This window comes from Nonomuraea basaltis (genome assembly GCF_005893125.1).
GTDB classification, from domain to species: Bacteria; Actinomycetota; Actinomycetes; order Streptosporangiales; family Streptosporangiaceae; genus Nonomuraea; species Nonomuraea basaltis.
Window position 1 is genome coordinate 1 of sequence record NZ_VCJS01000144.1, and the last position, 26,066, is coordinate 26,066.

The 26,066-nt window shown below is 69.9% G+C and carries 27 protein-coding genes, 1 tRNA gene and 1 pseudogene; 14 read left to right on the forward strand and 15 right to left on the reverse strand.

Annotated features, from left to right (window positions below):
• A pseudogene (locus EJK15_RS75280) lies at positions 1–173 on the forward strand (cytochrome P450); the annotation flags it as partial.
• Positions 174–365: 192 nt separating this feature from the next.
• On the forward strand, positions 366–773 hold the full coding sequence (locus EJK15_RS45290; RefSeq protein ID WP_138716645.1) for a hypothetical protein: 408 nt from the start codon (positions 366–368) through the stop codon (positions 771–773).
• A 47-nt stretch (positions 774–820) separates the two neighbouring features.
• Here EJK15_RS45290 and EJK15_RS45295 read toward each other — a convergent pair whose 3' ends face one another.
• Positions 821–1,510 carry a DUF998 domain-containing protein gene (locus tag EJK15_RS45295; RefSeq protein WP_138716646.1) on the reverse strand — a complete coding sequence of 230 codons (690 nt, stop codon included), beginning with the start codon at positions 1,508–1,510 and terminating at the stop codon, positions 821–823.
• Positions 1,511–1,664: 154 nt separating this feature from the next.
• On the opposite strand from EJK15_RS45295, the gene EJK15_RS45300 reads away from it, so the two are divergent.
• Together EJK15_RS45300 and EJK15_RS45305 are read left to right on the forward strand one after the other, a co-directional pair.
• On the forward strand, positions 1,665–2,141 hold the full coding sequence (locus EJK15_RS45300; protein ID WP_138716647.1) for a GbsR/MarR family transcriptional regulator: 477 nt from the start codon (positions 1,665–1,667) through the stop codon (positions 2,139–2,141).
• Entirely contained in the window at positions 2,138–3,292 is a 1,155-nt protein-coding gene (locus tag EJK15_RS45305; protein WP_138716648.1) for an FAD-dependent monooxygenase, read from the forward strand. The genes EJK15_RS45300 and EJK15_RS45305 overlap by 4 nt, the downstream gene beginning before the upstream one ends.
• A gap of 59 nt (positions 3,293–3,351) precedes the next feature.
• Here EJK15_RS45305 and EJK15_RS45310 read toward each other — a convergent pair whose 3' ends face one another.
• Genes EJK15_RS45310 through EJK15_RS45320 form a run of 3 tightly spaced genes read right to left on the reverse strand, consistent with a single transcriptional unit; the run spans position 3,352 to position 7,167 of the window.
• Positions 3,352–4,503, reverse strand: a complete 1,152-nt coding sequence (locus EJK15_RS45310; RefSeq protein ID WP_138716649.1) for an FAD-dependent monooxygenase — start codon at positions 4,501–4,503, stop codon at positions 3,352–3,354.
• A 28-nt stretch (positions 4,504–4,531) separates the two neighbouring features.
• Entirely contained in the window at positions 4,532–5,530 is a 999-nt protein-coding gene (locus tag EJK15_RS45315) for an NAD-dependent epimerase/dehydratase family protein (protein ID WP_138716650.1), read from the reverse strand.
• Positions 5,527–7,167: a CocE/NonD family hydrolase gene (locus tag EJK15_RS45320; protein ID WP_138716651.1), complete on the reverse strand. Its 1,641-nt coding sequence runs from the start codon at positions 7,165–7,167 to the stop codon at positions 5,527–5,529. Before EJK15_RS45320 ends, EJK15_RS45315 begins: the two co-directional genes overlap by 4 nt.
• Before the next feature lie 157 nt (positions 7,168–7,324).
• Here EJK15_RS45320 and EJK15_RS45325 point away from each other — a divergent pair, with 157 nt between their 5' ends.
• The 3 genes from EJK15_RS45325 to lnt all read left to right on the forward strand — a co-directional run bounded on the left by EJK15_RS45325 (position 7,325) and on the right by lnt (position 9,909).
• A complete protein-coding gene (locus tag EJK15_RS45325; protein ID WP_138716652.1) occupies positions 7,325–7,786 on the forward strand; it encodes a GbsR/MarR family transcriptional regulator in 462 nt (153 codons plus the stop codon).
• Positions 7,787–7,832: 46 nt separating this feature from the next.
• Positions 7,833–8,099 carry a hypothetical protein gene (locus EJK15_RS45330; RefSeq protein WP_138716653.1) on the forward strand — a complete coding sequence of 89 codons (267 nt, stop codon included), beginning with the start codon at positions 7,833–7,835 and terminating at the stop codon, positions 8,097–8,099.
• 307 nt (positions 8,100–8,406) lie between these two features.
• Entirely contained in the window at positions 8,407–9,909 is a 1,503-nt protein-coding gene (gene lnt / locus EJK15_RS45335) for an apolipoprotein N-acyltransferase (RefSeq protein WP_206061503.1), read from the forward strand.
• 290 nt (positions 9,910–10,199) lie between these two features.
• Here lnt and EJK15_RS45340 read toward each other — a convergent pair whose 3' ends face one another.
• The 3 genes from EJK15_RS45340 to EJK15_RS77250 form a co-directional block, all read right to left on the reverse strand.
• Positions 10,200–10,616, reverse strand: coding sequence for a rhodanese-like domain-containing protein (locus EJK15_RS45340; protein WP_240777626.1), 417 nt, complete (start codon positions 10,614–10,616; stop codon positions 10,200–10,202).
• 29 nt (positions 10,617–10,645) lie between these two features.
• A tRNA-Sec gene (locus tag EJK15_RS45345) sits at positions 10,646–10,740 on the reverse strand.
• 16 nt (positions 10,741–10,756) lie between these two features.
• The gene (locus tag EJK15_RS77250) at positions 10,757–10,852 is read right to left on the reverse strand and encodes a SelB domain-containing protein (protein WP_338089925.1); all 96 of its coding nucleotides are present in this window, start codon (positions 10,850–10,852) and stop codon (positions 10,757–10,759) included.
• Here EJK15_RS77250 and EJK15_RS75285 point away from each other — a divergent pair.
• Positions 10,811–11,188 (forward strand): hypothetical protein, encoded by a 378-nt coding sequence (locus EJK15_RS75285; protein ID WP_240777627.1) that lies wholly within the window; start codon positions 10,811–10,813, stop codon positions 11,186–11,188. The two genes, EJK15_RS77250 and EJK15_RS75285, sit on opposite strands and share 42 nt — an antisense overlap.
• 6 nt (positions 11,189–11,194) lie before the next feature.
• On the opposite strand, the gene EJK15_RS45355 is transcribed toward EJK15_RS75285, so the two are convergent.
• Positions 11,195–11,902: a sulfotransferase family protein gene (locus EJK15_RS45355; protein ID WP_171074910.1), complete on the reverse strand. Its 708-nt coding sequence runs from the start codon at positions 11,900–11,902 to the stop codon at positions 11,195–11,197.
• A gap of 216 nt (positions 11,903–12,118) precedes the next feature.
• Positions 12,119–12,544, reverse strand: a complete 426-nt coding sequence (locus tag EJK15_RS45360) for a DUF6223 family protein (protein WP_138716655.1) — start codon at positions 12,542–12,544, stop codon at positions 12,119–12,121.
• A 274-nt stretch (positions 12,545–12,818) separates the two neighbouring features.
• Between EJK15_RS45360 and EJK15_RS45365 the strand changes: the two genes are divergently transcribed.
• Both EJK15_RS45365 and EJK15_RS45370 read left to right on the forward strand, forming a co-directional pair.
• Entirely contained in the window at positions 12,819–14,075 is a 1,257-nt protein-coding gene (locus EJK15_RS45365) for a sensor histidine kinase (protein ID WP_138716656.1), read from the forward strand.
• Entirely contained in the window at positions 14,072–14,770 is a 699-nt protein-coding gene (locus EJK15_RS45370) for a response regulator transcription factor (protein WP_138716657.1), read from the forward strand. The genes EJK15_RS45365 and EJK15_RS45370 overlap by 4 nt, the downstream gene beginning before the upstream one ends.
• 372 nt (positions 14,771–15,142) lie before the next feature.
• On the opposite strand, the gene EJK15_RS45375 is transcribed toward EJK15_RS45370, so the two are convergent.
• Positions 15,143–16,378, reverse strand: coding sequence for an MFS transporter (locus EJK15_RS45375; protein WP_138716658.1), 1,236 nt, complete (start codon positions 16,376–16,378; stop codon positions 15,143–15,145).
• Positions 16,379–16,756: 378 nt separating this feature from the next.
• Here EJK15_RS45375 and EJK15_RS45380 point away from each other — a divergent pair, with 378 nt between their 5' ends.
• Positions 16,757–17,599, forward strand: coding sequence for a CU044_5270 family protein (locus EJK15_RS45380; RefSeq protein ID WP_138716659.1), 843 nt, complete (start codon positions 16,757–16,759; stop codon positions 17,597–17,599).
• Here EJK15_RS45380 and EJK15_RS77935 read toward each other — a convergent pair.
• Both EJK15_RS77935 and EJK15_RS45390 read right to left on the reverse strand, forming a co-directional pair.
• Positions 17,548–17,910 (reverse strand): transposase, encoded by a 363-nt coding sequence (locus EJK15_RS77935; RefSeq protein WP_138716671.1) that lies wholly within the window; start codon positions 17,908–17,910, stop codon positions 17,548–17,550. The genes EJK15_RS45380 and EJK15_RS77935 overlap by 52 nt on opposite strands.
• A gap of 136 nt (positions 17,911–18,046) precedes the next feature.
• The gene (locus tag EJK15_RS45390; RefSeq protein ID WP_138716660.1) at positions 18,047–18,619 is read right to left on the reverse strand and encodes a TetR/AcrR family transcriptional regulator C-terminal domain-containing protein; all 573 of its coding nucleotides are present in this window, start codon (positions 18,617–18,619) and stop codon (positions 18,047–18,049) included.
• Between the two features lie 90 nt (positions 18,620–18,709).
• Here EJK15_RS45390 and EJK15_RS45395 point away from each other — a divergent pair, with 90 nt between their 5' ends.
• Positions 18,710–19,075 carry an FAD-dependent oxidoreductase gene (locus tag EJK15_RS45395; RefSeq protein WP_138716661.1) on the forward strand — a complete coding sequence of 122 codons (366 nt, stop codon included), beginning with the start codon at positions 18,710–18,712 and terminating at the stop codon, positions 19,073–19,075.
• A complete protein-coding gene (locus EJK15_RS45400) occupies positions 19,072–19,941 on the forward strand; it encodes an alpha/beta fold hydrolase (protein WP_240777629.1) in 870 nt (289 codons plus the stop codon). The genes EJK15_RS45395 and EJK15_RS45400 overlap by 4 nt, the downstream gene beginning before the upstream one ends.
• A 139-nt stretch (positions 19,942–20,080) precedes the next feature.
• Here EJK15_RS45400 and EJK15_RS45405 read toward each other — a convergent pair whose 3' ends face one another.
• Together EJK15_RS45405 and EJK15_RS45410 are read right to left on the reverse strand one after the other, a co-directional pair.
• Positions 20,081–20,512: a pyridoxamine 5'-phosphate oxidase family protein gene (locus EJK15_RS45405; protein WP_240777630.1), complete on the reverse strand. Its 432-nt coding sequence runs from the start codon at positions 20,510–20,512 to the stop codon at positions 20,081–20,083.
• 4 nt (positions 20,513–20,516) lie between these two features.
• Positions 20,517–21,527, reverse strand: a complete 1,011-nt coding sequence (locus tag EJK15_RS45410) for an NADP-dependent oxidoreductase (protein ID WP_138716662.1) — start codon at positions 21,525–21,527, stop codon at positions 20,517–20,519.
• A 111-nt stretch (positions 21,528–21,638) separates the two neighbouring features.
• Between EJK15_RS45410 and EJK15_RS45415 the strand changes: the two genes are divergently transcribed.
• Entirely contained in the window at positions 21,639–24,863 is a 3,225-nt protein-coding gene (locus EJK15_RS45415) for an AfsR/SARP family transcriptional regulator (RefSeq protein WP_138716663.1), read from the forward strand.
• Positions 24,864–25,097: 234 nt separating this feature from the next.
• On the opposite strand, the gene EJK15_RS45420 is transcribed toward EJK15_RS45415, so the two are convergent.
• Positions 25,098–26,021, reverse strand: coding sequence for a zinc-binding dehydrogenase (locus tag EJK15_RS45420; RefSeq protein ID WP_138716664.1), 924 nt, complete (start codon positions 26,019–26,021; stop codon positions 25,098–25,100).
• Positions 26,022–26,066 lie beyond the last annotated feature (45 nt).

Sequence of the window (26,066 nt, forward strand, 5' to 3'; positions counted from 1 at the left end):
ACCAGTGCCTGGGCCAGCAGCTCGCCCGCGTCGAAATGCGCGCCGCGCTCCCCGCACTGCTCAACCGCTTCCCCACACTGCGCCTGGCCGTGCCGGCCGAAGAGGTCCCCCTGCGCCCGGAGACCGCGGACATCTACGGGGTCAAGAGCCTCCCGGTCACCTGGGACGCCTGACCGTGAGCCAGTGACGGGCGAGGGCGCGTACGGCCGCTCGCCCCCGCTGTGGCTGCTCGCCTACGGCGATCGGGTCCGCGGCCCGTTTCCGCCGGTATCCCGGTGGCACCGGGACGAGGGCGTCTCGGTCACCGAAGCCGCCATCCGTCCGTTCAACTGCCTTTCGTAACAGATTCAAAGGAGCACACCACCATGCCCCTCACCCTTTCCGGCCAGGACAAGATCACCCTGCGCACCGCCGCCTTTGGCGCCGTCTCGCTGATGGCCGCCGCTGACGCCACCGGCCAGCCTCACCGGGCCGCCACCGACGGCTCCATCGCCCTGGGCTCCGCGACCGGACTGGTCGGGTACGTGCTCGCCGAGTGGCCCAAGGGTGTGAACCTGAGCGGCAAGTCCGTGGCCGAACTCGCCGACCTGGTGCTGCCGGCTCTGACGGCAGTCGTGAGCCGGCTCAAGCAGCAGGCTCCGGCAGAGGCCGAAAACTTCCGCAGCACCGTCATCGTCGCCATCGAAGCAGCTGCCCGCACCCACCAGGGCGTGCCCACCCCCACCATGGCCGACATGATCCGCAAGATCACCGAAGCCCTCGACGCCGCTTGACGGCAAGCCGACCCGCGCGCGCAGCCACAGCCACAGAACCGTGATGGTCACTTACGGGTCTTGCCTCCTGCGTACGCCGCTGCGGCACGGTCGGCGTGGGCGCGTCGCAGATGCATGCCCACCGCGATCAGCCAGCAGAATCCGGCCAGCAGAGAGAGATGTTCGAGCAGGCCCGCGGGGGCCGGGCGCCAGAGGCCTTGGGTGTCCAGGCGGTAGGCGATGCCGGCGGCGAAGGCGAAGACGATGATGAGGGTTCCGGACAACCTGGAGTAGAGGGACCAGGCGCGGCTCGCCTCGCCCAGGCGTCTGGCCAGGACGAACGCGGCGGCACTGAGCCCGGCGAACAGCAGGAGACCGGCCACCTGGTGCACGACGCCGCTGGCGGTGACGATGTGCGGCTGGCCGGGTGGGTAGCCGAGCGCGGGGTCGGTGGGCACCAGCCCAGCGATGATCAAGCCTGCGGCGGCCGCGGCGAGCAGGATCGGCCCCCAGGTCGCGCCACGCCCGCCGCGCAGGGCGCGGCGCATTCCGGCGGCGAAGGCGGCCAGCAGCAACCCGCCGAGCACGAAGTTGATCGCCTGCAACCAGGCGCGCTCGCCTGTGCCGAGCTGGCTGGCGCCGTGGTGCCACAAGCTGTAGCCGGGCCTGGTGGCGCCGTCGGCCCATAGCAGCACCGGCACCAGGACGCCGGCGGCGACGCCGCTGCCGAGCAGCGCCGAAAGGGTGCGTGGGGTCATCGGGAAAGTCCTCCTCTTTCTCCGCGACGGCGAACGCCGCGGGCCGACCAGACTTCCCGGCTCGCCATTTGCACGCCCCGAGGGGCGTATCCTTGATCAATACAGGGATTTTAGCGCATACTGAAACAACTGCAAGAGGAGGAGGCGGGGCGGTATGACCGAGCAGCAGCCGTTGCTGGAGTGGGTGGAACGGGTCGCCATGTATCTGGCGCGCGACGGGGTGCCGCCGATCGCCGGGCGGGTGCTGGGCTGGCTCATGGTCTGCGACCCGCCGGAGCAGTCCGCCGGGCAGATCAGCGAGGCCATCGGCGCCAGCCGCGCCTCGCTGACCTCCAACCTGCGGCTGCTGACCGGCATGGGCTTCCTGACCTGGCGCACCCGGCCGGGCGAGCGGACCGTCTACTACCGGATGGCCGAGGACGCCTGGGCGGTGGTGGCTCGCAAGCAGATCGCCGGCATCACCTCCTTCCTCGACATCACCCGCGACGGCCTGGACTTGGTCGGCCCGGACGATGAGCGGGCCTCACGCGTACGCCAGGCGCACGCCACCTTCGAATGGATGGCCAAGGTCTTCGACAACGCGCCACCCCTGAACCCCACCGACGGCCGCGACAAGGAGGAGACACCATGACCAGACAGGCGATCGTGGTCGGCGGCGGCATCGGCGGACTGGCCACCGCCGTCGCCCTGCACCGGATCGGCTGGCACGCCGTCGTGCTGGAGCGGGCCGCCGAGCTGCGTGAGATAGGCGCCGGTATGTCCCAGGCACCGAACGCCATGCGCGCGCTCGATGAGCTCGGCGTGGGTGCGCAGGCGCGCGCGGCCGGCGTGCCAACTTACTCCGCCGGCAACCTGCGGCTGCCGGACGGCCGCTACCTGCAACGAGCCCGTCCAGGCGACACGACGCCGCTGACCGCCTTCCACCGCGCGGACCTCCACCGGCTGCTGCTGGACGCGGTGCCGGCCGGATGGGTACGCACCGGCGCGGAAGTCACCGGCATCCAGCACGACCAGCACGGGACGACGGTCACCTGGAACGGCGGCGAGGCCACCGTCGACCTGCTGATCGGCGCGGACGGCATCCGCAGCACGGTGCGCCGACTGCTGTGGCCGGACGCGCCACAGCCCCGTTTTTTGGGCCGCACCGCCTGGCTGGGCATCGCCGACACCGACGGGCTGCCCGGCAGCATCACCATGGGCCCCGGCAGCTACTTCCTCATCCACCCCGTCGGCCGCGGCCGCACCTACTGGGCCTACGTCACCACCACCGACCAGCCCGGCGTCCGCTATGAGGACGAGAAGACCGAGGCCGCCCACCGAGTCACGGCCTGGCACGAGCCGATCCCGGCGCTGATCGCAGCCACCCCGGACAAGGCGGTAATCCATATCGACATCTGCGACCTGGACCCGCTGCCCACCTACGTCCGCGGCCAGGTGGCGCTGCTCGGCGACGCCGCGCACGCGATGAGCCCGGATCGCGGACAGGGCGCCGGCCAGTCCCTCGAAGACGCGGTCGTGCTCGCCGCCGCCCTCGCCGGAGAGCCCACGATCGAGGCCACACTCCGTCGCTACGACACCGAGCGCCGCCCGCGCACCCAGGCCACCGCCCGCGGCGCCCGCGCTGACGGGCGCCGCACCACCTCCACCGCCGCGTACCAGGCGATGGTGACCATGATTCGGCTGATGCCCGCACCGTTGTGGCGCAAGGGCATCGCCGCCGACGGCAACGCCACCTGGCGATGGCGGCCGCCGCACCTGCCGTCGCCCACCATGCGCCACTGAGCCGGGGCCGCCCCACTGCCGGGCCCCGGCAGAGCGGCCGCTGCCGGGGTTCGGGCGGTTCAGCCCTTGATGAAGCGTCGGATCATGTATCGGCGTACCGGCGGCAGGGCGGCGAGGCGCAGCGGGAGCTGGGTCAGCCACAGCAGCAGCGGGTTGGCGGGTGCGTAGACGCCTTTGACCCGGCGGCCGAGTTTCTGCTTCTTGTCCACTTCCGGCCGCAGCGCCGTCTCCCAGGCGGCCAGGGCGGCGCCGATGTCGCCCTGGTGGCGCTCCAGTTCGGTGCCGAGCCGATCGGCGCCGCCGACCGCCAGCGCTGAGCCGTACCCGGCGAACAGGGTGACGCACCAGGCGGCGTCGCCGAGCAGGGCCACGCGGCCGCGGCTCCAGGCAGGGGCCACGACCTGGCTGATGGTGTCGAAGTAGACCGAGTCGGTCGTCGCCATGCCTGCCAGGGTCTCGGGGATGATCCAGCCGAGGTCGCCGTAGACCTGCGGCAGCACTTTGGCGGGTCCGTCGGCGCGGGTGCCGGCGCCGCGGTCGGTGCGGTAGCCGAAGAAGGCGACGTTGCGTCCGTCGCCGACGCTGATGACCGCGACCGTGCGGCCGCGCGAGGACAGGGTGCCGGTGGTGCCGGGCGCGATCGCGGCGGGGCGCTTGTCGAGCATGTAGACGGCGACCATGTGCTCCAGGTCGAGCAGGTAGTCCTCCTCAGGGCCGAAGACCAGGGCGCGGGTGGCCGAGTGCAGGCCGTCGGCGCCGATCAGCAGGTCGGCGTGTTCGACGCTGCCGTCGCTGAGGGTGACGTGTACGGCGTGCGCGTCCTGGTCGACGGCGGTGATGGTGGTGCCGAAGCGGATTTCCGCCTGGTCGCGGACCTTGTCGTACAGGACGGTTTCGATGTCGCCGCGCAGGATGTTCATCGAGCGGGGGCCCATGGTGGCGGCGATGCTCTCGCGGGTCAGGGAGAAGCGCCGCTCGCCGTTGGGCTTGTGGTAGACGAGTTCCTCGGTGACGAAGGCCCGCTTGCGGAGGTCGGGCAGGATGCCCATTCGTTCGGCGGCGTCGTAGCCGATGCCGCCGAAGGTGACGCCGTAGCCGCCGCTGCGGCGGTGTGAGGCGCGTTCGATGATGAGGCTGTCCCAGCCGATCTGGGAGAGGCGCAGGGCGGCGGCCAGGCCGGCGATGCCTGCTCCGATGATGATGGCGCGCATGAAGGTTCCTTGCTGAAGCTGGTGGAGGTTAGAGCTGGTCGAGGACGCGCCGCTCGGCGATGGGATCGAGCCAGGTGTCGGGAGAGGGGGCGTCGGAGCGCGGGGCGGGGTCACCTTCGGCCTGCAGCCAGGCCCAGGTATCGGCGATCGTGTCCTGGAGCGGGCGGGTGGTCAGCCCCGCGGCGAAGGCGGCATGCACGTCGGCGTCGTGCATGCCGGTCGGCGCCGGGTCGTGCGGGAAGCGCAGCCCGAACTCCATGCCCAGCCACACGCCTTCCCGGCGCAGCAGTTCCTCGGGCCCCCACACCAGCTCGGCGTCGAAGCCGGTCACCTCCAGAGCCGTCTCCAAGAATTGCCCGATCGTCACCTCGCCGGGACGGCCGGCCACCGTGTACGCGCCACCGAGGCCGCGTTCGGCGCACTGCAGCATCCAGGCGGCCATGTCGCGGACGTCGATGTGCTGCAGGGACGCATCCGCCGGCCCAGGCGCCAGCACCCGGCCGCCTTTCTCCAGGCGGCGCAGCCACCACGGGACGCGGCCGACGTCCTCGTACGGTCCCAGAATCATCCCGGCCCTGGCCAGCAGCGCTCGCTCGCCGTAGGCCTCGATGGCGGCCAGTTCGCCGCCGCGCTTGGCGGCGGCGTAGTCGGCGCTGTCGTCGCTTTCGGGGTCGCCGTCGACGAGCGGGGCGCTCTCGTCCGCGTCCGCCGGCCACGGCCAGCGATGTACGCCGCGGCTGGAGACGTAGCCGTAGTGTCCGGTACGGCCTTCCAACAGGCGAGCGCTGTCGCGTACGACGCGTGGGGCCCAGGCCCAGGTGTCGATGACGGCGTCCCACTCGTGACCGGCGAGCGCGGCGGCGACCGCCGGGGTGTCGGTGCGGTCGGCGACGAGCGCCCGAACGCCGGGGGCCGGTGGGCGGCTGAGGCCGCGGTTGAGCGTGGTCACCTCATCGCCCCGCTCCAGCGCCGTTTCGACGATGGCGCGGCCCACGTGGTGAGTGCCGCCTAGCACGAGCAGTTTCATGACGCTCCAGGACTGAGGGGCAGCCAGAGGGCTGACGGGTGTTCGGGGTCGTGGAAGATCTCGTGATCTGATGCACGCAGCTCGCGCGTCGTGGCCAGCGGCTGGCCGGTGCCCGGGTTGCGGCCGTAGCGGGGGTGGGCGCCGCTGGAGACCTGCAGCCGGATCCGGTGGCCGCGCGCGAAGCGGTGGGCCAGCGGCCACAGCGCGATGTCCACCGTGCGCGCCTCACCCTGGACGCCGCCGCCCTCGATATCGCCGTCCTGGTTCAGGCGGATGATTCCGTCGCAGAGGTTGAGCGACTTGCCTCGAGGGCTCACATCGCACAGGCGGGCCACGTAGTCGACGTGCGGGTTGGACGAGCGGGCGTGCAACTGGACCCGGACCGGGCCGATCACCTCCACATCCGCCTCCAGTGGGGCGGTGGTGAAGGTGAGCACGTCCGGCCGGGCCTCGATGACGCGGTTGTCTTTCGGGCCCGAGGACATGCTCACCGCCGTCCCGCCCACGGTGGGGGTCGGATCTCCAGGGTCGTAGCGGTACCGGCTAGGGCTTGCCTCCGGCCTGGGTTCCGCGCGGCTCAGCTGTCCACCAGGATGCAGATACCAGCTGGTGGGCTGGTGAGCAGGCGGCCAGCCGGGCAGGTCCAACCACCGGTTGGCTCCGGTGACGAACACCCGCACCCCCGAAGGAGCGTTCTGCCCGTTCATGGCGGCATCCAGAGCGGCAAGGGCGTCCTTCATGCCTTCGCGGGTGTACAGACCCTTGCCATGCCCCCACGGCCCGACCAGCAGCCGGACCTCGCGCCCGGCGGCCAGCAGACGGGCGTGATCCTCCAGCATGCCCGGCAGGAAGAAGTCGTACCAGCCGCCCTGCAAGTACACGCGGGGCGGCATCCGCTCGACGTTGGCGCGGTGATCCACGCGGGCCCAGTACTCCTCGTGAGGGCCGTGCGCGATCCACTCCTGAAACCAGCTGACCCGGTGCTCGGTCAACGCCCGATCGGCCTGCTCCATCGGGAGGGCGAGAGTGGCGCGGCGCAGCTTGCGGCCGGCGGTGAAGGTGGCCAGCAGCTGCGGGGTGAGGGAGAAGTTGCCGCTGAACATGGTGTCCACGAGCTGGACCCAGCCCAGCGCGTTGCCCAGCGCGAAGGCGCCGCCCGGGTACATGAAATGCTCGGCGAAGGCCGACGGCGCGTCCTGGATGACCGCGATCTTCCATTCGGGGATGTGCCGGGCGGCGAGTTCCCACTGGACGAGGCCGAGGTAGCTGGCTCCCCAGGTGGCCAGCACGCCGCCGAACCACGGCTGGTCACGCAGCCAGGCCAGCGTGCCGTCGGCGTCGGCCGGGTCGATGACGAATCCGTCGAAGCGGCCGCCGGAGCCGGCCGTGCCACGCAGGCTCTGATACAGCACCTGGTAGCCGCGTTCGGCCAGCAGCTTCGGCAGTTGGTCGAGCGCGTTGCCTCTGCCGTACGGGCTGCGTAGCAGGACCAGCGGCGGCCGGACGACATCGGCCGGGTAGTAGTGGGTGGCCAGCAGTCGCACACCGTCGGCGGCCGGGATCTCGACACTCCGCCGTTTCCGTACCGGGTGACGGATGGCGGGTCGCACGCCGTACAGGCGGCTGAGCAGGGTCATCGGGGGTCATCTCCTCGTCGACGGATGTGGCTGTCACATCGCCGACCAGGCTTCCCGGCACACCATCGGTCCTCCGCGTGGCAGAGCCCGATGCTCAGCAATATACCGAAATTTCAGAATTTTCTGAAGGCTTGTGATGTTGGATATTCTGCGACCCATGAGCGACAGGCAGGAGCAGTGGCAGGCGGCCGAACGCCTGGCCCTGACATTGGCCGACGGCGGGCTGCAGCGTATGGCCGCGCGCACCCTGGCCGTCTTCCTCTTCACCGACCAGGACAGCGTCACCGCCGGCGACATTGCCGAACGCCTCGACGCCAGCGCCGGATCGGTCTCAGGCGCGGTGAAGTCACTGCTGTTGGTCGGGCTGATCGAACGCCTGCCCGCCCCTGGCAGCCGCCGCGAGCACTACCGCCTCCGTGACGACGCCTGGGCCACCCTGTTCACCAGCCAGAACCCCGTTATCCAGGTCATGATCCAAGCCGCGCAGGCCGGCATCGACACCACGGCGGCCGATGACCCTGCACACCGGCGACTGACTCAAATGCGCGACTTCTACCAGTTCATGCTGAACGAGATTCCCGCCCTGCTCGAACGCTGGCAACAACACCAGGGCAGCTGACTTATTTCCGAGGAAGAGGTCGCCGTCACCACAGCAAGGATCGTCCATGTCCCGCGCTTCGTTGCGTAGTCGCTCGCCTTCGGGCGTCAGCCGTATCCCGTTCTCGTCGGGAGTGGCCAGCGCGGTGCCGAGGTTGTCGACGCCCCGGCCCGACGCGTGCGGCGGTGAGGTGAAGGCGGGACGCCGTACGTCCGATGTGCAGCTCTTCGGCGAGGGTGAGGAAGATCTCGATGTCGGCGAGGACGTCTTCGCATGTCCTGGAGAACGCTCGGATCAGCTCGCTCTCGGCGGCTTCAGTGCGGGGGCGTCATGAGTACAGCGCCCGCCCGCTGGACGCGTACCGGGCGGACATCAGGTCCGCGAGGGCGTAGGACGAACATCAAGAGGTGCCGTTTCCTAAGCCGTTCCAGGTGCTGGAGTACCGGATGTTCGGATTCCGGCCGCGCGGGCAGCGGATTACGCAAGGTCCCTGAGCCGCGCCGTTCTGAGTCCGCCCCCGGGGTCATCCACGACGTCGGTGGCACTGCCGGACGGGCCAGGCCAGGGGACGTCAAGGCCCCTGAGAAGGCGGAATCCTCGAGTGGGCAGCGGGGCCGGCCGAGGGCAAGAAGGGAAGCGTCGTGGCGGTGCGATGGGGAAACCGGTTGCTTGCCCTGATGGCCGGGGCGGGTCTGGCGCTGGCCTTCCCCGCGATCAACGCCTGGTGGTGGGCGTGGCTCGGCCTGGTTCCCATCCTGATCCTGCTCAGCGCCGCCGGATCGGCTCGTGAGGCGGCGGTGGGGAGCTGGTTGGCGGCCGTGGGTTTCTTCGCGACGCTGCACTATTGGGTGCTGCCCTCCTTGGGCGCGTTCTCGGTGCTTGCGGTAGCGGTCGTCGGCTTGGCCTGGATACCGTTCGGCCTGGTCGCGTACGGGTTGCTGCGCGGGGTCACGCCGGCCAGGCTGCTGGCGGCGATGCTGGTGCTGCCCTCGGTGTGGCTGGTCGTCGAGGTGCTGCGGTCATGGAAGCACCTGGGCGGCGCGTGGGGGTTGCTCGGCCTGAGCCAGTGGCAGGCGCGGCCGATACTGGCGGTCGCCGCCGTGGGCGGGGTGTGGCTGCTGAGTTTCCTCCTGGTCGCCGTCAATGTCGGGCTGACCGCCGCGGTGCTGCCCCGCGTCCGGCCCGGGACGCGGCTGACCGGTGTGGGCGTGGCCACCGTCCTGGTCGTGGCCGCCGTCGGCTTCGGGCTGCTACGGCCTGAGCCGCTGGTGACGGGCACGATGCGGGTCGCGGGCGTGCAATCGGGGGATGTCCCGGGGCCCGAGCGGCGTCTGGCCGCGCACCTGCGGTTGACTCGCGAACTCGCGGGCCGCGGCCACGACGTCATCGTGTGGGGGCAGAGCAGCGTCGCCTTCGATCCCGCGCAGCGCCTCGATGTGGACCTCCGGCTGCGTCGAGCCGCCGCTGAGGCCGGGAGCGATCTCCTGGTCAACGTGGACGCCGCGGATCCTTCCGGGCGGATCACCAAGTCGACCTACCAGTACTCCGCCGATGGGGTCATCGGCATGTACGTCAAGCAGCGGCTGGTGCCGTTCGGCGAGTACGTCCCCCTCCGTCCCATGCTGGGGTGGCTGACCGATGTCACCGAGGCGGCCGAGAAAGACCGGTCCCCCGGTGACACGCCGACGACGTTGAGGGTGTCCCGGTACGTGGTCGGCCCGCTCATCTCCTACGAGTCGACCTTCCCCGATATGCGGCGCCGGCTTGCCCGCATGGGCGTGCACGTCACCATCGTGCAGGGCTCGCTCACCACCTTCCACGGGAGCTGGGCACACGCGCAGCAGGCGAGCTTCGAGGCCGTCCGCGCGGTCGAGTCCGGCCGGCCAGCGGTACTCGTGGAGGCCGACGGCACCTCTGCGGCTTTCGACGCGCGGGGCCGGCCTCTGGCGTGGGTGCCGCCCGGCTACCGCGGCACCTTCATCGTCGACGTGCCGGTGTCCCGCGAGGTGACGCCGTACGTGCGGCTGGGCGACTGGGTGCCCGTCCTGGCCGGCGCCATCGTGATCGGGGCCGGCATCCTCGCCGGCATCCGGAGAAGCGGGCGCGCCGTCGGCAGAGCAGGCAAGCCCGCTCGGGATCGGTGACGTACACGGTCTGCCCCACGGTGACCTCATCGCACAGGTGCCGGATGATCCACAGGCCGAACCCGTGGCTGCCGGTCGGGTCGACGGTGGCGGCCGGCCACGGGTTCGGCGGTCAGCCGGCCGCCGAGGTCGAGGATCTCCACGGCGGTGCCGAGCTTGGTCTCCCGCCGGAGTTTCTCCTAGCGGACGCGCCGTTGCCGACGAGTTGCTGTGGCGCGTTCCGCTCGACGGTGATCGAACCAGCGCCTCTGTTGGAACTGAGTCCGCAACTCCCGACACGCTCAGTGCTCCTAGGCCGGGATGGTCCCGGGTCCTTCACCAGGGCGTCGGGGAGACGTCAGCATCTCACGGACGATGATCGGCATCCCAGCGGCCCGCCATGCCTGGAAGCCGCCGATCACATCGGTGCTGCGGCAGAGGCCGAGGTCTTGAAGCGAGCGGGCAGCGAGGCTGGAGGAGTATCCCTCGTCGCACAGAATGATCCAGCGAATGCGGGCGTGTTCGGCCTCGCGAATGCGTGCCTCGCAACAAGGGTCCAGCCGCCACTCCAGCTGATTGCGCTCTATGACGATGGCACCTGGGACCTCTCCCGCGCAGCGCTGGGAAGCAGGCCGGGTGTCGACGATGAAGCTGTCGGCTTGACCCGCCGCTGACCACGCATGTGGTGGGCTCAGGCGGCTCAGTCCCGTGCGGGCCTGAGCTAACACCTCGTCGATGCCTACGAAAGCTCCTTGGTTGGCGGAAGCGGACGGGAATCGAACCCGCCGCGCCGAGCAGCTCGGCGCCATCGGTTTTGAAGACCGTGGGGCCACCAGACACCCTAACGCTTCCACCACCACCCTAACGATCAATAAGGTCCCTTAAAGAGTCCTCTTTTTCTGGTTCGGCCCAACCTGTCCAGGTGCTCAAGCAGGGGAATGGCCACCCGCCGGGTGGTCCGCAGGACCTGGCGCGCCCGAGCGATGGTGAAGGGCTGAGGCAACGTCCGCAGCAGCGTGATCGCGCGCTCGGGCGCATCAGGTGGCCGTATCACCTGAGGTGCCACTCGCACGTGGTAGCGGTCGTCATCGTCGGCCGGGCGCAGGTTCACCACCGGGGGGACCTCGCCATGATGAACACGAACAGGAGTGCCATGCCGGCAGCGGTGGACGTGGCCCGCGCTCGCAGCGAGACCCCCGGGTGCGCCAACGTCGTGCATCCCAACAACGCCGGCGCGGCACTCACGCCGGCTCCGGTGCTCGACGCCGTCATCGATACGGTCCTGAGAAAGGCGCGGTGATGCCGTTCAGTCGTGCGTGCCGGAAATGAAAGCCGAGTCGATGCTGCCATCGGTCAACAGTTGTTGCAGCGCGCGCTGCATGGTCTCGGAGTCGTTGAGGTGCGGGAACGGCTCGCCGGCGGGGGCGTCGACGCCCAGGAACCGGCAGAGCGGCTCCCAGCCCTCGCGGACGTCGAACACCAGGAGGCGATCCGCGGGCAGGCTCTTCTGGACGACGGCCAGGTGGCGGTGGTACGCCGCTACCGCGATCTCTTCGTCGGGCATGCCCCGCTGGAAGTCCCAGGTGTCGCCGAAGGAGGACTCTCCGATGAGATCGAGAACTGGGCGGAGCCTCTCCATCGTCCTGAGTACCGCGGCCCCCGCTTCAGGCAGATCCGGCGGCACGTCCCGGCGGGTGGCGATCAGAGCCTGCATGCTGACATACCAGCGATGCGGATCGCGGACGGTCAGGACGACCTTCGCGTCCGGGTAGACCTCCGCCTGCTCGCGCCAGAAGAAACTGGCCGGCCAGTCCTGGGTGGATCGGTAGCCGTCGAGCACGCTGTCCCAGTCCAGCGGCAGGCCGGAGGCAGCGGGCAGCCACCGGTCGACGTGGTCGGGATTGCTCCCGATTTCGGCCATGTGGTAGCAGGGACCGAATCCCAGCCTTTCCAGCGCTGCCTTCATCGATCTGGTTCCGGTACGCGGGAATCCCGCGCCGATCACGTGTAACACGTCAGCCTCCTGCTGCTGCGACCGCGGCGTTCACCTTTTGACAGACGTTGACCGCGGCCTTGACGTAGGTATCGAACTAGTAGGGCAGCCGCACTTGTTGATGTAGAGCTGTCTGCTTGTACGTTCATACGTACAAGATCACAAAGCGGTCGCCGTCCGATGATCGAGGTGTGCACGGTCATCAGGGCGTCGATCGCGCGCCTGTATTCGCTGCGGTCAGCCGCTCAACTCGGTGCGGCGGGAGCGGGCCAGAGCCAGCCCGCCGAGGACCATGGCGATCAGCCCGATCGCCAGGTCCACGTAGCCCCCGACTATCCCGTAGCCGGTGCCGGGACCACCGTCGGCGGCGGCCACAACCAGCCCGCCGATGACCGCGCAGGCCAGCCCCGCCACCAGGGCCACGATGGGCCCCCTTCTCCCGGTGCCGGCGCCGATACGACCGGCGGAGCGGGCCAGGGCCAGCCCACCGAGGACCACGCCGGGCAGCCCAAGCAGAGCGGCCACCACAGTCCAGAGACGCCCGGAGGTCAAGGTGTAAGCACCGACTGGCTGGACCAAAACGTGCGCGGCTGCCGGTGTGGCGAGCCCCACAATTCCGAGCAGGGCGGCTGCGGCGGTGGCTGGCAAGTGACGGACGGACATTTCAGGATCCTTTCGGTCGAATGGCGGGCGCCCGCAGCGTGTGCAGCGCGGTGACTCGGCCTATGCCGGCCGAGGCTCCGGTGACGAGCGAGCGCCTGGGAGGGTTTTCACGGAATCGATCATCGCGCCGTCGAGGCGGCCGCGGCCTCCGACAGCGGATGGCAGCGTCTACGCAGTTCTGCGTAGACGACTCGTGCCCAGGTACGCCCGTCGTCGTAGGCGGTCGCGCGTCTGGGTGGAGTGGTCTTGCGGGCGGGAACCGTAGGATCGCGGCATGGAACACCGCGCCGTGTCGTTGCGCCTGCCGGTGCCGGCGCAGGAGGTGTTGCTCGCGCTCTTCATCACCGTGATGCAGGTTCAGGGCACGATAGTCCGCAATGCCGGCGAGGTGGTACAGCGTCCCCTTACCGACCTCGGAAACCTGGGATATGTCTTGCTGATCGTGAGCGGCGTGGTCGTCGCCGTCCGCCGCCGGTGGCCGGTGCCGGTGTTCGTCACCGCCGCGCTCGCCAGCTTGGTGTACTACGGCCTCGACTTCCCCGACGGGCCCGGCTGGCTCGGGCTCTTCGTCGCCCTGTACACCCTCGCCGCCTACGGTGACGGGCGCCGGTCGCTGATGATCGCCGGCGTGGGCACCTCGATGCTCACGATCGGCTGGCTGGTCGCCGCGGCCGACATCGAGCCACGCGCCGCCATCGGCTGGGTGTTCTTCCGGATCGGCGCGTCGGTCATGAGCGCGGCCCTTGGCGAGTCCGTCCGGTCCCGGCAGGTCATCGCGGCCGAAGCTCAGAAGCGTGCCGAGCTGGCTGAACGGACTCGCGAGGAGGAAACGCGGGCGCGGGTCGACGCCGAACGGCTCCGGATCGCGCGCGAGGTCCACGACACCGTCGCGCACGCCATAGCGATCATCAACGTCCAGTCCGGCGTCACCGCGCACGTGCTCGACAAGCGGCCCGAAGTGGCGCGAGAGGCGCTGCGAGCCATCGAGCAGACCAGTTCCCGGGCGCTGCGGGAGATGCGGGCCATCCTCGGAGTACTCCGCGACGACGACGGTGACGACAACGACAGGCGCGTGCCATACCCAGGGCTGGGGCAGATCGACGAACTGACCGCGAAGGCACGCGAGGCCGGACTCGACATCAAGCTCGAGGAGACCTCGCCTGCGGCGCCGTTGCCGAGCGCCGTGGGGAGTGCTGCCTACCGAATCCTTCAGGAATCGATCACCAACGTGATCCGCCACGTCGGCCCGACCCGGGTGACGGTAGCGTTGAACCCCGGGATCGAGGTCTTGGAGATCCGCGTGACCGATGAGGGCCGCCGTCCCGCCCCAGGTGACGACCCCGCGGACCCGCACCTACCGGCCCGGCATCCGACCAGCACCGGCAGTTCGGTCAAGCCCGGCCGCGGGATCCTCGGCATGCGCGAGCGCTGTCAACTGCTGGGCGGAGAACTCGACGCCGGGCCGATTCCGGGCGGCGGGTTCGAAGTCAGGGCACGGCTGCCCCTCGCGCCGACCGGGTCGCGCCTATGAACGCGGCGGCCGCCTCATCGTTGATCAACGCTCAGATCAAGGTGCTGCTCGCCGACGACGAGGGTCTCGTGCGATCCGGGTTCAAGGTCCTGCTCGACCTCGAGGACGACATCACGGTGGTGGCAGAAGCCACCAACGGCGCCGAAGCCGTCGAACGGGCCCGCGCCACCCGCCCCGACGTCGTCCTCATGGACATCCGCATGCCGAAGCTGGACGGGATCCAAGCCACCGCCCAGATCGCCAAGACCCGCGGGTTGGAGCAGGTCCGGGTCCTCATCCTCACCACCTACGACACCGACGAGTACGTCTTCGACGCCTTGCAGGCCGGCGCCAGCGGCTTCCTGCTCAAAGACGCCGGACCGGCCGAGCTCCTGCATGCCATCCGGGTGATCGCCGCCGGAGACGCGCTGCTCGCGCCGCGCATCACCCGACGCCTCATCGGCCAGTTCACCGCGCAACGCAAAGCCGCCCAGGCCGCAGACGACCGGCTCGCGGTGCTGACCCAGCGCGAGCGCGAAGTGCTGGCCCTGGTGGGACAGGGCCTGAGCAACCACGAGATCGGTACCGCGTTGTTTCTCAGCCCGGCCACCGCACGCACCCATGTCAGCCACGCGATGGCGAAACTGGCTGCGCGCGACCGTGCGCAACTGGTCGTCATCGCTTACCAAACAGGACTGGTCAGCCCTGCGATGTAAGGCACGGCCACGCCGCGTTCGCGCAGCGACTGGGCGTTGGACATGCCGTTCCGCCACGTGCGTCGACCACCGACTGGAGACGGGGTTGCCGAGAGGAATCATCTACTCGGGGACGTGGGTCCGGGCGAAAACCTGAGTCGGCGTGCCACGTAGCCGGCGCGGTCGGTGGCTGCGGTGGCGTTCCACTGCCCGGCGGTGGTGCCGGCAAGGCCGAGTAAGTCGGCCAGGATCTTCCAGAGCACGCTTCCGGCCATCGACAGCCGGGCGCCGTTGCGAGCGAGGCTGGAGAACGGGATGCCGAGCCCTTTGTCCAGTCCGCGCGAACCTCGCGACGTCCGGACCTACCTTGCGATCGAACGGGCAACGTTCGAACTAACCCTGCGAGAGAGGATCCTTCGTTTCGTGCCTTCCCTGCGCCTGTTCGGGGTCGTCGGTGCATCGTTCCTTGCGACCCAGGGACAGAAATTGCTCCTCGAGGAGGAGCAGCAGTGCGGCGGCCGTCATCAGGCCGCCGACCAGAAAGGTGCCGCGCACGCTGATGAGGGGAAGCAGCAGGCCGCCCGCGAGGGCGCCCGCGGCCACGCCCAGGTTGTAGGCGGCGCTGTTCGCGGCGATGGCTGTTTCCGTGCGGCCCGGCGCGAAGTGCATGACCTGGCTCTGCGTGGCCATGAAGATGGGCCCCAGCGAGGCGCCGAGGAACGCGATCATGATCACTGCCAGGGCCTGCGACTCGCCTGCGGCGTACAGGCCGAGCAGCGCTACCGCCTGCGTCGTTACGGGGAGCGTGAGGGTCGCCCGGGGAAAGCGGTCGAGGAGCCGCCCGTACACCGCGACACCCACGATGCCGGTGATGCCGAGGACCAGGAGCAGGGTGCTGACAGAAGACGCGCTGAACCCAGCTTCGTCCACCAGGAACGTGGAGATGTACGTGTACCCGGCGAAGACGCCGGTGACCGTGAGTCCGGTGACGGTCAGCACGACCGCGAACCGGCGGGTGTCCGGCGCCACGCCGCGCACGGCGTGGCCGACTTCTGGACGGGAAGTCGGCAGCACAGTGGCGATCACGATGAAGGAGGGGATGGCGAGCGCACCGACCACCAGGAATGGCACCGGCCAGCCGGCGTGCTGGCCCAGCCACGTGCCGCCGGGCACCCCGAGGACGAGGGCGAGCGAACCGCCCACGGACAGCGCTCCTATGACGCGCCCGCGGACGCGTGGGGGAAACAGGCCGACCGCGACGGGCCCCATCACCGCCCAGAACAGCGCCTGGGCCACCGCAGTGACCAATCGGCCGGCCAGCAGCACCCAGTACGAGGAGACCAGGGCCGCCACGACGCTCGCGAGGAACAGCGTGGCCAGCAGGGCGCAGAGGACTAACCGACGTGGGACGGAGCGAGTCACCATGGCGATCGGCACCGAGACGAGGGCCACGGTCAGGCCATAGCCGGACACCAGGAGGCCGACGGCCGACAGCGACTGGCCCAGGTCGTCCGCCATCAGCTTGAGAATGCCGATCGGCAAGTTCTCGGTGGTGTTGAAGGCGAAGGCGCCCAGCATGAGCGCACCGACCACGGCCACACCACGCCAGTTCGTCGATTCCGTCGTCATACACCCTCCACGTTCACAGCGAGCCATTCCGATCTCAGTCTGAAGGCTGAGGTGGAGAGTGCGCGCTGTCTGAACGCGGTGGATGATGCGGACGTGCTGCACTGATGTGACCTACTCATCAACGGTGAGGTCGGCTCGGAGCGCCCTGTCAGCGTTACCGCTGGTGGGTTTCTCCGAGCCGTCTCCCGAACCCGCCGTGTCCATTACTGAACAACGGGCTCTCCACAAGGGCTGGCCAGTCCCAACTGGTATGCGCTGCCGCCACTGCGCAGGGTCATCAGCGGCAGCCGGTCCCGCTGGGCGCGGCGACGGGTCCTCCTAGATAGGATCAGGCCGCCTCGGCCAGCCCGCCATGCAGGCGGCTGAAGTCAATGAAAATTGATCTCGCCGTTCTGCCAACTTGACGCTCGGACTGTCCTGCTGGCCGCGGCCGAGACCGCCGCCCGCGAGCCGTCCACGTCGGGCCGCTACTGGTACACCCGTCAGCGCACCTTCCAGCCGGTGCGTTACCTGCCGAAGATCGCAAAGAAGGTCGGAAAGCCGGAGCGGGAGAAGCCGCCGTTCTCGGCGACTATGGCGACTACCCAGGACAGCTGGTACGCGAGCGACAAAGGAGCGCCCAGCCGTACCGTGACCGGCCAGGACGTGAAGATCACGTTTGCTTCCTCGGAGGACGAGGCGAAGTGGAGGCAACTGGGCTCGCCTGCCCTGGTCCAGGAGAAGCCGTCGACCAACGACTACGACATCGAACTGTTCTTCCAGATCGGCACACACCGCTTCACCGTCCAGCAACTGCTCGAGCTGCCGGCCGAGAAGGACGGGCTGGAGAGCCTGTTGCGGCGGCTGCTCGAGGAGGAGTCCCCAAGTGACTGGGGAAGCGGCAAGCCGGAGTTCGCCGACTATATGTGGTGGACGGCGCAGGACCTGCTGGCCGGTCCGATCAGCCCCGGGACCCGCTCCGCCCTCTACCGGCTGCTTGCCGAACAGCCCGGGATCAGGTCGCTAGGAGAAGTCACCGATCCGCTGGGCCGCACCGGGATCGCTCTGGCACTGAACGGAGCCGGGAATGGCGAGGACGAGTACCGGCTGATCGTGGATGACGATACGGCAGAGCTGTTCTCCCACGAGTTCCGCCCGCAAGGGCAACCGGCGCCGGCGCTCCAGGTCGCCTATGAGAACCTGGGCTGGGTCGACAGACTGGGCGAGCGCCTTCGGAGCTGAACCCCATCGACGGGTGCCGTTTGAACGGGCGTGGTGCCGAGGTGAACGCCCCGATCCGGCCGGGATGGGTCCGGGCCAGGGCGAGCAGGTCTTCCTTGGCGTTCCACGCGGCCACCCCCGGTTGCCCGGTTACACGACGTGAAAGGGTCGACCACCAGACGGGCCTGCGGCAACGCGGCTCGGACGGCGGATGTGCAGATGGTGCACATGTCGATCGCGACGAAGGCCACCCGCGGGTGCCAGGCGGCATCACGCTCGTTGAGCCAGCCAGTTACGACGGGGGTGGTGCGGCCCTCGACCTGGCCGAGCAGACCCTAGTCGCCCGACAGATCCACGAAGCCGGTATGCCGGCGATCCACCGCAGTTGTCCAAGTGCCGGTGCTCTCATCCAGCACCCAACGAGCACGACCGCTGCAGACCTCATCGATGCCGAGCACGGCGACCGGCTCAGGCTGGGCGGGCAGCGGGAACGCCGCGACAGAGAGCCTTGACGCCGGTGATGATCAATTCGAGGCCGTCGTGGAAGGCACGGTCGCGGACCTCTCTGGGCCGGGCGTCGGCGCCGGTCGCGCGGGCCTGTTCCTCGGTCGTGTAGCCGTTGACGTACGCCATGACGGTGTCCACGGCGACGGCGGCCGTGTCCGCGGGGACGCCCGCGGCCGCCAGGGTGGCGATGAGGCCGTGGTAGAAGGTGACGGCCTCGCTGCCCGGATTGTGGAAGGTGGACATGAGGCGCGCGCCGTCGCGGTGGGCCAGCATGAGCTCGCGCGTGCCGATCGCGAGGCCGCGCAGTTGCTCGTCCCAGGGGCCGTCGAGTGGCGGGACGGCGTCGGCCGGCGGGGTGACCAGGTGCGCGACCATGGCGTCCAGCAGGGCCTGCTTGCTGGGGTAATGCCGGTAGAGCGCGCCTGCGCGCACGCCGATCCGGCTGGCCAGGAGTCGCATGGTCAGACCGTCCAGGCCGACCTCGTCGAGCAACTCGATCGCTGCCTGAAGCACCTGGGCGCGTCGCTGCCCCATCGAATCCTCCCAGTAGTGGTTGACAGTTCGGCTCCGCGTACGTGAACAATGTACACGTGAACGTTGTTCACGTAGGCGATGGAGGGTGTCATGACCGCGTTAGGCGTGGGACGGGTGCTGGTGATCGGGGCGGGGGTCGGCGGGCTGACGCTCGCGCACGAGCTCGTCCGTGCGGGCATCGACGTGCACGTGTACGAGGCGGATGACGGCAGCGGCGAGCGTTTCCAGGGATACCGGCTGACGCTGGCCAGCGGCGGGAACGGCGCGAGCACCGCCATGCAGGATGCCGTACGGCTGGGCGCGCGGCTCGCCGAGGTCGGTCGAGACGAGCGGGACCTGACTTCGGCGCTGGCGGAGTACCAGGACGACCTGCTGGAGCGCGGGAACGCGGCCGTGGAGGTCGGTAAGCGGGCACAGAAGAGGTTCGTCCCGGCCGCAGATGAGGTGACACGGTGAAGGGCTCGCCACAGATCGTGCGCGACTACAGCAAAGGCCAGGTTCGTTCCGCCGACGGGACGACGATCGGCTACCGGCAACGCGGTCGCGGCCCCGCATTGATCCTCGTGCACGGTGGGATGCAGGCATCGCAACACTTCACGAGGCTCGCTGCCGCGCTGTCGGCCGAATTCACCGTCTATGTGCCCGACCGGCGTGGACGCGGGCTGAGCGGACCCCACGGTGACCACTTCGGTGTCCTGCGGGAGGTCGACGACTTGCAGGCGCTGGTCGCGGCGACCGGGGCTTCGCGGATCTTCGGCCTGAGCTCGGGTGCACTCATCACCCTGTGTACGGCCCTGGCCACCCCGGCACTCGATCGGGTCGTCCTGTATGAACCTCCGTTGTCTGTCGACGGCTCGGTGCCGATGGACTGGGCGCCGCGTTTCGACCGCGAGATCGCCGCGGGCAAGCTCGCCTCCGCGCTGGTCACGGCGCTGAAGGGCCTGGGCACCGAACCGGTGCTCGGTCGAATTCCGCGATTCGTTCTTGTGCCGCTCATGGCGGTCGGCTCGCGCGTGCAACGCGATGTGCCCGAAGACGAGGTACCGATCGAAGCGCTCGTCCCCACGCTGCACTTCGACCTGCGGATAGTCCGGGAGATGGCTGACACGGTGAAGGACTACGCGGCGCTCGATGCGCAGGTTCTGCTGCTCAACGGCGCAAAGAGCCCGGCATACTTCCGCGTTGCGCTGGACGCGCTCTCCGCCGTGCTCCCGCATGCGCGACGTGTCTCGTTCTCGGGCCTGGGGCACTCGGGTCCGGACAACGACGGAGACCCGCAGCGCGTGGGCGAGGCTCTGCATGATTTCTTCGGTGCACAATGACGGGCTCGACGTCGGCGGGAACATTGCCACGTCGTGAGCACCGTCAGCCACCGCACACACACCAGCAGAGCTCTACCCACCCTGACCTGCAGCGGGAGGCTTAGCGTTCAATTTCAGCCGGATGGTCCCAACGCCCCGATCAGGTGAACTCCTTGCCGAAGTCGAACGTGCGCCACCGCTCCGGCCGGATCCGGATCGTCACCCAATCCGGCAGACCGTCCTCGATCGACTCGAAGAACCGCTCCCCATCAGAAGGGCCGAGATACCGGATCGCCCATCGACGGTATTCCTCCGAGTCGGCCGGCTCGTAGGCGACGACCGGGCCGTCGACGGAGACGAACTTGTACGGCATCTCCTCCTGCTGGACGGCGAAGCCCACGTAGCCCGCCTCCTGGATCAGGCCCAGCTTGCGGCTGGCCGACGGCGTGCTGATCCTGATCTCGCCGCCGGGCGCGTAGGCGTACCAGATCGGGATGAGCAGCGAGGCGCGACCTTCAGGGACGCTGAGCACGCCGATGTGGGTGCCGGCAAGGAACGTCTCGCGTTCCTCGATCGTCATGCGAGTGGACATGTCGTCATCCTCGCGACAGGCGGACGAGCATTTTGCCGGTGTTGGCGCCGCGCAGCACGCCGAGGAAGGCGGCCGGAGCCTGATCGAGGCCCTCGACCACCGTCTCTTCCGTGCGCAGGCCGCCGTCGGCCAGCCAGGCCGCGGCCTGGGCGATGTACTCGGGGAAGCGGTGAAGATGGTCGGTCACCAGCACTCCGCGCAGGGTCAGCCGCTTGGTGACCACGTCGTAGATGTTGCTCGGGCCGGGAACGGGGGCGGTCGCGTTGTCTTGGCTGATCATGCCCACGAGGGCGGCCTTGCCGTGCACCTTCAGCGCGCCGATGGCGGCCTGCAGGTGGTCGCCGCCGACGTTGTCGACGTACACGTCGATGCCCTCGGGCGCGAGTTCGGCGAGCCGCTCGGGCAGCGAACCGGCCCTGTAGTCGAGGCCGGCGTCGAAGCCGAAGTTCTCGGCGACCTTCTTGACCTTCTCGGGTCCCCCGGCCGAGCCGATCACCTTGGCGGCGCCCAGCTTGCGGGCGATCTGCCCGGCGACGCTGCCGACGGCGCCGGCGGCGCCGGAGACGAAGACCACGTCGCCCTTCTTGACCGGTGCGATCTCGGTGACGGCGAGGTACGCGGTCAGGCCGGTCGGCCCGAGTGCGCCCAGATAGTCCTGCGGGCGGGCGAGGCCGGTGTCCACGACAGCCGCTGCGGTGGCGTCCAGCACGGTGTACTCGCGCCAGCCCAGGAAATGGGACACCGTCGCCCCAACCGGGATCTCCTCGGCGCGAGAGGCGATCACCTCGCCGACCGCGCCACCCTCCAGCGCGACGCCGAGCTGGAACGGCGCGATGTACGACTCGGCGTCGTTCATTCGGCCCCTCATGTACGGGTCGACCGACATCCACGTGTTCCGAACCAGGATCTGACCCTCGCTCGGCTCCGGCAGCTCGACCTCGACCAGCTCGAAATTGTCCGGTCCCGGCTCACCGACCGGGCGGGAGGCAAGCCGGATCTCACGATTGACGCTCATCGTTCCTTCATCCTTTGAAAGATCGGTTGATGACTTCATCCTGATCCGGGCCCCTTCGGGTTTTCTGCGGGCCGTCTTTGGGTCCGTCCGAACTCGTCTAACCTGGCGGTTGTGCGTTTCGGGGTGCTCGGCCCGCTGGCCGTCTGGACGACTGACGGCAGGCCCGTACGCATTCCCGACGCGAAGGTGCGGGCGCTGCTGGCCGATCTGCTCGTGTACGAGGGGCGTCTCGTGTCGTCCGATCGGCTGATCGACGACTTATGGGGCGAGCGGCTGCCGCGCAATCCCACCGGCACCCTGCACTCCAGGGTGTCCCAGCTGCGCCGGGTCCTGGAGAGCGCCGAGTCGGGCGGCCGCGGCCTGGTGGTGTCGCAGCCTCCGGGCTACCTGCTGCGGCTGGAGCCCGAGGCCGTGGATGCCGGCCGGTTCGCGTCCCTGGTCGGCCGGGCCAGGGCGGCGGTCAACGTACGGGAGCGGGCGAAGCTGCTGGCCGACGCGCTGGCGTTGTGGCGTGGACCGGCGTACGCCGACTTCGCCGACGAGGACTTCGCCAGGCCGGTGGCGGCGCGGCTGGAAGAAGAGCACCTGGCCGCGCTGGAGGAGCACGCGGAGGCGCGGCTGGCGCTCGGCGAGCACGGCTGGCTGGCCGGCGAGCTGGGCGATCTGGTGGCCCGGCATCCGCTCCGCGAACGGCTGCGCGCCCTGCACATGCGTGCCCTCTCCCGGGCTGGACGCCAGAGCGAGGCACTGGAGAGCTACGCCGACCTCCGCGAGCGGCTGGCCGACGAACTCGGCCTGGACCCCGGCCCGAAACTGGTGGCCGTGCACGAGGCGATACTCAGGCAGGATCCGGCGCTGGAGGGCACCGCCGTCGCAGCGCGGCAGCGTACCAATCTGCCCGCCGCCCTGGCCGAACTCATCGGCCGGGAGCAGGCGGTGAGCCACGTACGCACGCTGCTGGAGTCGGGACGGCTGGTCACACTCACCGGCGCGGCCGGGGTGGGCAAGACCCAGCTCGCGCTCAAGGTCGCCCGCGAGCTGGAGGGCGGTATCCCCGATGGCGCGTGGCTGGTGGAGCTGGCCGGCCTCGATCGAGCCTCCGGCGACTCCCCGGCATCGGTGGCCGGAGTCGCCGCCTCGGCCCTCGGCGTCCGCGACGACGCTCTCAGGATCCGTGACGAGGCAGGGGCCGCCGGTGACCTACTGGGCCGGCTGGCCGACGCGCTCCGTACGAGGAGCCTCCTGCTCGTGCTGGACAACTGCGAGCACGTGATCGAGTCCGTCGCCGTGGCGGCCGAGGTGCTGCTGCGGACGGCGCCCGGCCTGCGCATCCTCGCCACCAGCCAGGAGTCTCTGGGCCTGCCCGGCGAACGGCTGTGGGCCGTGCCCCCGCTGGACTTGCCGGACCCGGCCGCAGAGCCCGAGGAACTACGCCGCTTCGCCGCCGTGGAGCTGTTCGTGACCCGGGCCGCCGCCGCGGCACCGGGCTTCGAGCTCGGCCCCGCCAATGCCGCGGCCGTGGCCGCGGTCTGCCGGCGCCTGGACGGGATCCCGCTCGCGTTGGAGCTGGCCGCCGCCCGTGTGCGCGCGCTCGGGGTGCACGAGCTGGCCGCCCGGCTCGACGACCGGTTCCGTGTGCTGGTGGCGGGCAGGCGCGGCGCCCCGGCCAGGCAGCGTACCCTCCGCGCGATGATCGACTGGAGCTGGGAGCTGCTGTCCGAGCCCGAACGCGTGGCCCTGCGCAGGCTCGGCGTGCACGCCGACGGATGCACGCTGACCGCGGCAGAGGAGGTCGGCTCACTGGACGGGACGGACGGGATAGACATGCTGGCGCGCCTGGTGGACCGCTCGCTCGTCGTCATGGCGGACGGTCCGGACGGCCCCCGTTACCGTCTCCTGGAGTCGGTACGGGACTACTGCCTCGACCGCCTGCGGGAGGCCGGCGAATCCGACGAGATCCACCACCGGCACCTGCGCCACTACACCGGGCTGGCCGAACGCGCCGCGCCGCACCTCCACGGCCCCGACCAGCGGCCCTGGCTGGAACGCCTCGACCGCGAATGGGCTAACCTGCGCGCCGCCCTCGACACGACCGTACGGCTGGCCGACGCCGACGCCGCAGCCCGCCTCGTCAACGCGCTCGGCTGGTACTGGCTCCTACGCGGCCGTCTGGCCGAGGCCCGGCGCGCGCTCGACCTGGCGCTGAACGTTTGCGACGACGCCCGCGTGGCCGCCTGGCGGACCGGCGTGCGCCTCCTGATGAGCGACGGCACCGATGCGGACGCCCGCGCGGCGACCAGCTCGCACGAGAACATCGCCGACATGGGCGCGCGGGCACGGGCCCAGTGGTTCCTGAGCTACGCGCACCGCGGCTTCACCGACCTGACCGTCACCTCAGCCCTGCTTGAGCAGGCCCTTGACGGCTTTCGCGAGCTGGACGACCGCTGGGGGGTGGCCGCCGCGCTGAGTGTGCGGGCCACGATCGCCCGGGCCCGGGGCGACCTCGCCGCCGCCCACCGCGACGCGCTCGACAGCGACGAGCTCTTCAAGGAACTCGGCGACCGGTGGGGCCGGGTGAAGGCCACCAACACTCTCGCCGAACTCGCCGAGATCGCGGGCGACTATCGCGAGGCGGCCCGGCTGCACCGCGAGGGCCTGCGCATGGCCGAGGAGCTCTCCCTCTGGGACGAGGCGTCGTTCCGGTTGTCCGGGCTCGGCAGGATCGCCCTTCTGACGGGCGACCTCGCGGCGGCCGACGCGTACCACGAGCAGGCGATGCGCCTGGCCGCCGTGCAGTCCAACAAGGTCGCCGAGCACTTCGCCGAGATGGGGCTGGCCCTGAGCGCTCGCCGCCGGGGCGAACCGGAGCTGGTCGAATCCCACCTGGGCAAATGGGTGGACTGGCTACGCGGCGTGGCAGGGGAGCCCGGCCTGGCCCTGGCCTTGGCCGAGCTGGGGTTCGCCGCCGAACAGCGCGGCGACGCCGAAGCCGCGGTGAGACTGCACCTGGACGGCCTCGCCTCAGCCCGCAAGATCGGCGACCCCCGAGCCGTGGCCTTGGCCCTCGAAGGACTGGCCGGGGCACTCACAGCCGAGGATCCACCACGCGCCGCACACCTGCTGGGCGTCGCCGCGGCGCTGCGCGAGTCGGTCGGCGCGCCCCTGCCACCGGCCGAACGAGGGGACGTGGACCGCATCACCGCGGCCCTGCGCGAGACTCTCGGGGATGCGTCGTTCACAGCCGCGTTCGAGCACGGCACGCAACTGAGTCCCGACCACGTGATCCATACATTCGAGCCCGGCGAGATCCCGACATTCCAGTACTTCGGCTACTGACTTGCTGGCCCCCTTGGCCCTGCGGCCGGTTCTCCCGGCCTCCACGGCGGGTCGTTACTCCCGCGACTACTACGGAGCCTCCGCCCCACCCACAGCCATCAGTCGGCACGGACCTGCCCACCGCCGAACTGGCTGCCCCGGCGGCTCGGGCGACCGCGGATGGTTCCCACGTTCACCACGCAATCGATCGGTCAGGGAGGTGCCCAGCTCTACTCCGGCAGCATCGCGAGGGTATCAATCGCGAGACTTGAGGTCGAAGACCGCCTTTCCTGCCACGCGCCGGCCGCGCAGCGCCTCGGCCGCCTCGGCGAAGCTTTCCCAGGAGTCGCGCCAGCCGATCTCGGGCACCAGGACGCCTCCAGCCGCGAGCCGTACCAGCTCGGCCAGGTCGGCGGCGGCTCCGAACTCGTTGACATAGGAAGCGAGCGTCCTGGTCGGGCCGACAGTGGCATACGGCGAGAAGACAGCAGGCTCTCCCGAGGTCCACCCGACGGACTGGAGGTTCCCGCCGGGAGCAAGGAGTCCCCAGGCCGTGACCAGATGGGGTCCGCCGACCGTCTCCACGACGATGTCGACGGGCTCTTTGACGTCGTCCAGGCCCACGACCACCTCATCCGCGCCCGCCTTGGCAAGGCCGTCCCCTCGCGCCAGGGAGCCGACCGAGGCGACGACGTACGCCCCGGCGTGGGACGCGAGACGCACGGCGTACCGGCCCACACCGCCCGAGGCGCCGGTCACCAGCACGCGCTTGCCGGGTCCGGCCGCGGCGGCCCGCAGCGAGCGGAGCGCGGCCAGGCCGGCTGTCGGCAGTGCGGCCGCCTCGGCCAGCCCAACACCGTTCGGGACTTGGGCCACCGCCGACACATCGACGGCCACCCGCTCCGCGAACGCCCCCTGTGCGAAGAGCACGACACGGGTTCCGACGGCAGGGCCGGAGCCGTCCGTCGCCGCCTGCAGGACGACCCCGGCCGCGTCGAGGCCCAGCGCTGCGCCGACGGGAACGCGTCCGGAGGTTGCGTCATTGATGTCGGCGTAGTTGAGCGAGGCGTACTGCGCGTCGATGAGCACCTGTCCGGGACCGGCGACTGGGTCGGCGATCTCCCCGAAGCCGATGCCTGCGGGGGCGGACGGGTCGACGATGAGGGCACGCGTGGACATCGAGATCTCCTCTGGTGGAAGGCGTGACAACAAGAAGGAAATTAG

What these genes read in the sequence shown, in the direction of transcription:
- EJK15_RS45290 (WP_138716645.1), top strand. Translation starts at nt 366, where the DNA reads ATGCCCCTCACCCTTTCCGGCCAGGACAAGATCACCCTGCGCACCGCC.
- EJK15_RS45295 (WP_138716646.1), bottom strand. Translation starts at nt 1,510, where the DNA reads ATGACCCCACGCACCCTTTCGGCGCTGCTCGGCAGCGGCGTCGCCGCC.
- EJK15_RS45300 (WP_138716647.1), top strand. Translation starts at nt 1,665, where the DNA reads ATGACCGAGCAGCAGCCGTTGCTGGAGTGGGTGGAACGGGTCGCCATG.
- EJK15_RS45305 (WP_138716648.1), top strand. Translation starts at nt 2,138, where the DNA reads ATGACCAGACAGGCGATCGTGGTCGGCGGCGGCATCGGCGGACTGGCC.
- EJK15_RS45310 (WP_138716649.1), bottom strand. Translation starts at nt 4,503, where the DNA reads ATGCGCGCCATCATCATCGGAGCAGGCATCGCCGGCCTGGCCGCCGCC.
- EJK15_RS45315 (WP_138716650.1), bottom strand. Translation starts at nt 5,530, where the DNA reads ATGAAACTGCTCGTGCTAGGCGGCACTCACCACGTGGGCCGCGCCATC.
- EJK15_RS45320 (WP_138716651.1), bottom strand. Translation starts at nt 7,167, where the DNA reads ATGACCCTGCTCAGCCGCCTGTACGGCGTGCGACCCGCCATCCGTCAC.
- EJK15_RS45325 (WP_138716652.1), top strand. Translation starts at nt 7,325, where the DNA reads ATGAGCGACAGGCAGGAGCAGTGGCAGGCGGCCGAACGCCTGGCCCTG.
- EJK15_RS45330 (WP_138716653.1), top strand. Translation starts at nt 7,833, where the DNA reads ATGTCCCGCGCTTCGTTGCGTAGTCGCTCGCCTTCGGGCGTCAGCCGT.
- EJK15_RS45360 (WP_138716655.1), bottom strand. Translation starts at nt 12,544, where the DNA reads ATGTCCGTCCGTCACTTGCCAGCCACCGCCGCAGCCGCCCTGCTCGGA.
- EJK15_RS45365 (WP_138716656.1), top strand. Translation starts at nt 12,819, where the DNA reads ATGGAACACCGCGCCGTGTCGTTGCGCCTGCCGGTGCCGGCGCAGGAG.
- EJK15_RS45370 (WP_138716657.1), top strand. Translation starts at nt 14,072, where the DNA reads ATGAACGCGGCGGCCGCCTCATCGTTGATCAACGCTCAGATCAAGGTG.
- EJK15_RS45375 (WP_138716658.1), bottom strand. Translation starts at nt 16,378, where the DNA reads ATGACGACGGAATCGACGAACTGGCGTGGTGTGGCCGTGGTCGGTGCG.
- EJK15_RS45390 (WP_138716660.1), bottom strand. Translation starts at nt 18,619, where the DNA reads ATGGGGCAGCGACGCGCCCAGGTGCTTCAGGCAGCGATCGAGTTGCTC.
- EJK15_RS45395 (WP_138716661.1), top strand. Translation starts at nt 18,710, where the DNA reads ATGACCGCGTTAGGCGTGGGACGGGTGCTGGTGATCGGGGCGGGGGTC.
- EJK15_RS45405 (WP_240777630.1), bottom strand. Translation starts at nt 20,512, where the DNA reads ATGTCCACTCGCATGACGATCGAGGAACGCGAGACGTTCCTTGCCGGC.
- EJK15_RS45410 (WP_138716662.1), bottom strand. Translation starts at nt 21,527, where the DNA reads ATGAGCGTCAATCGTGAGATCCGGCTTGCCTCCCGCCCGGTCGGTGAG.
- EJK15_RS45420 (WP_138716664.1), bottom strand. Translation starts at nt 26,021, where the DNA reads ATGTCCACGCGTGCCCTCATCGTCGACCCGTCCGCCCCCGCAGGCATC.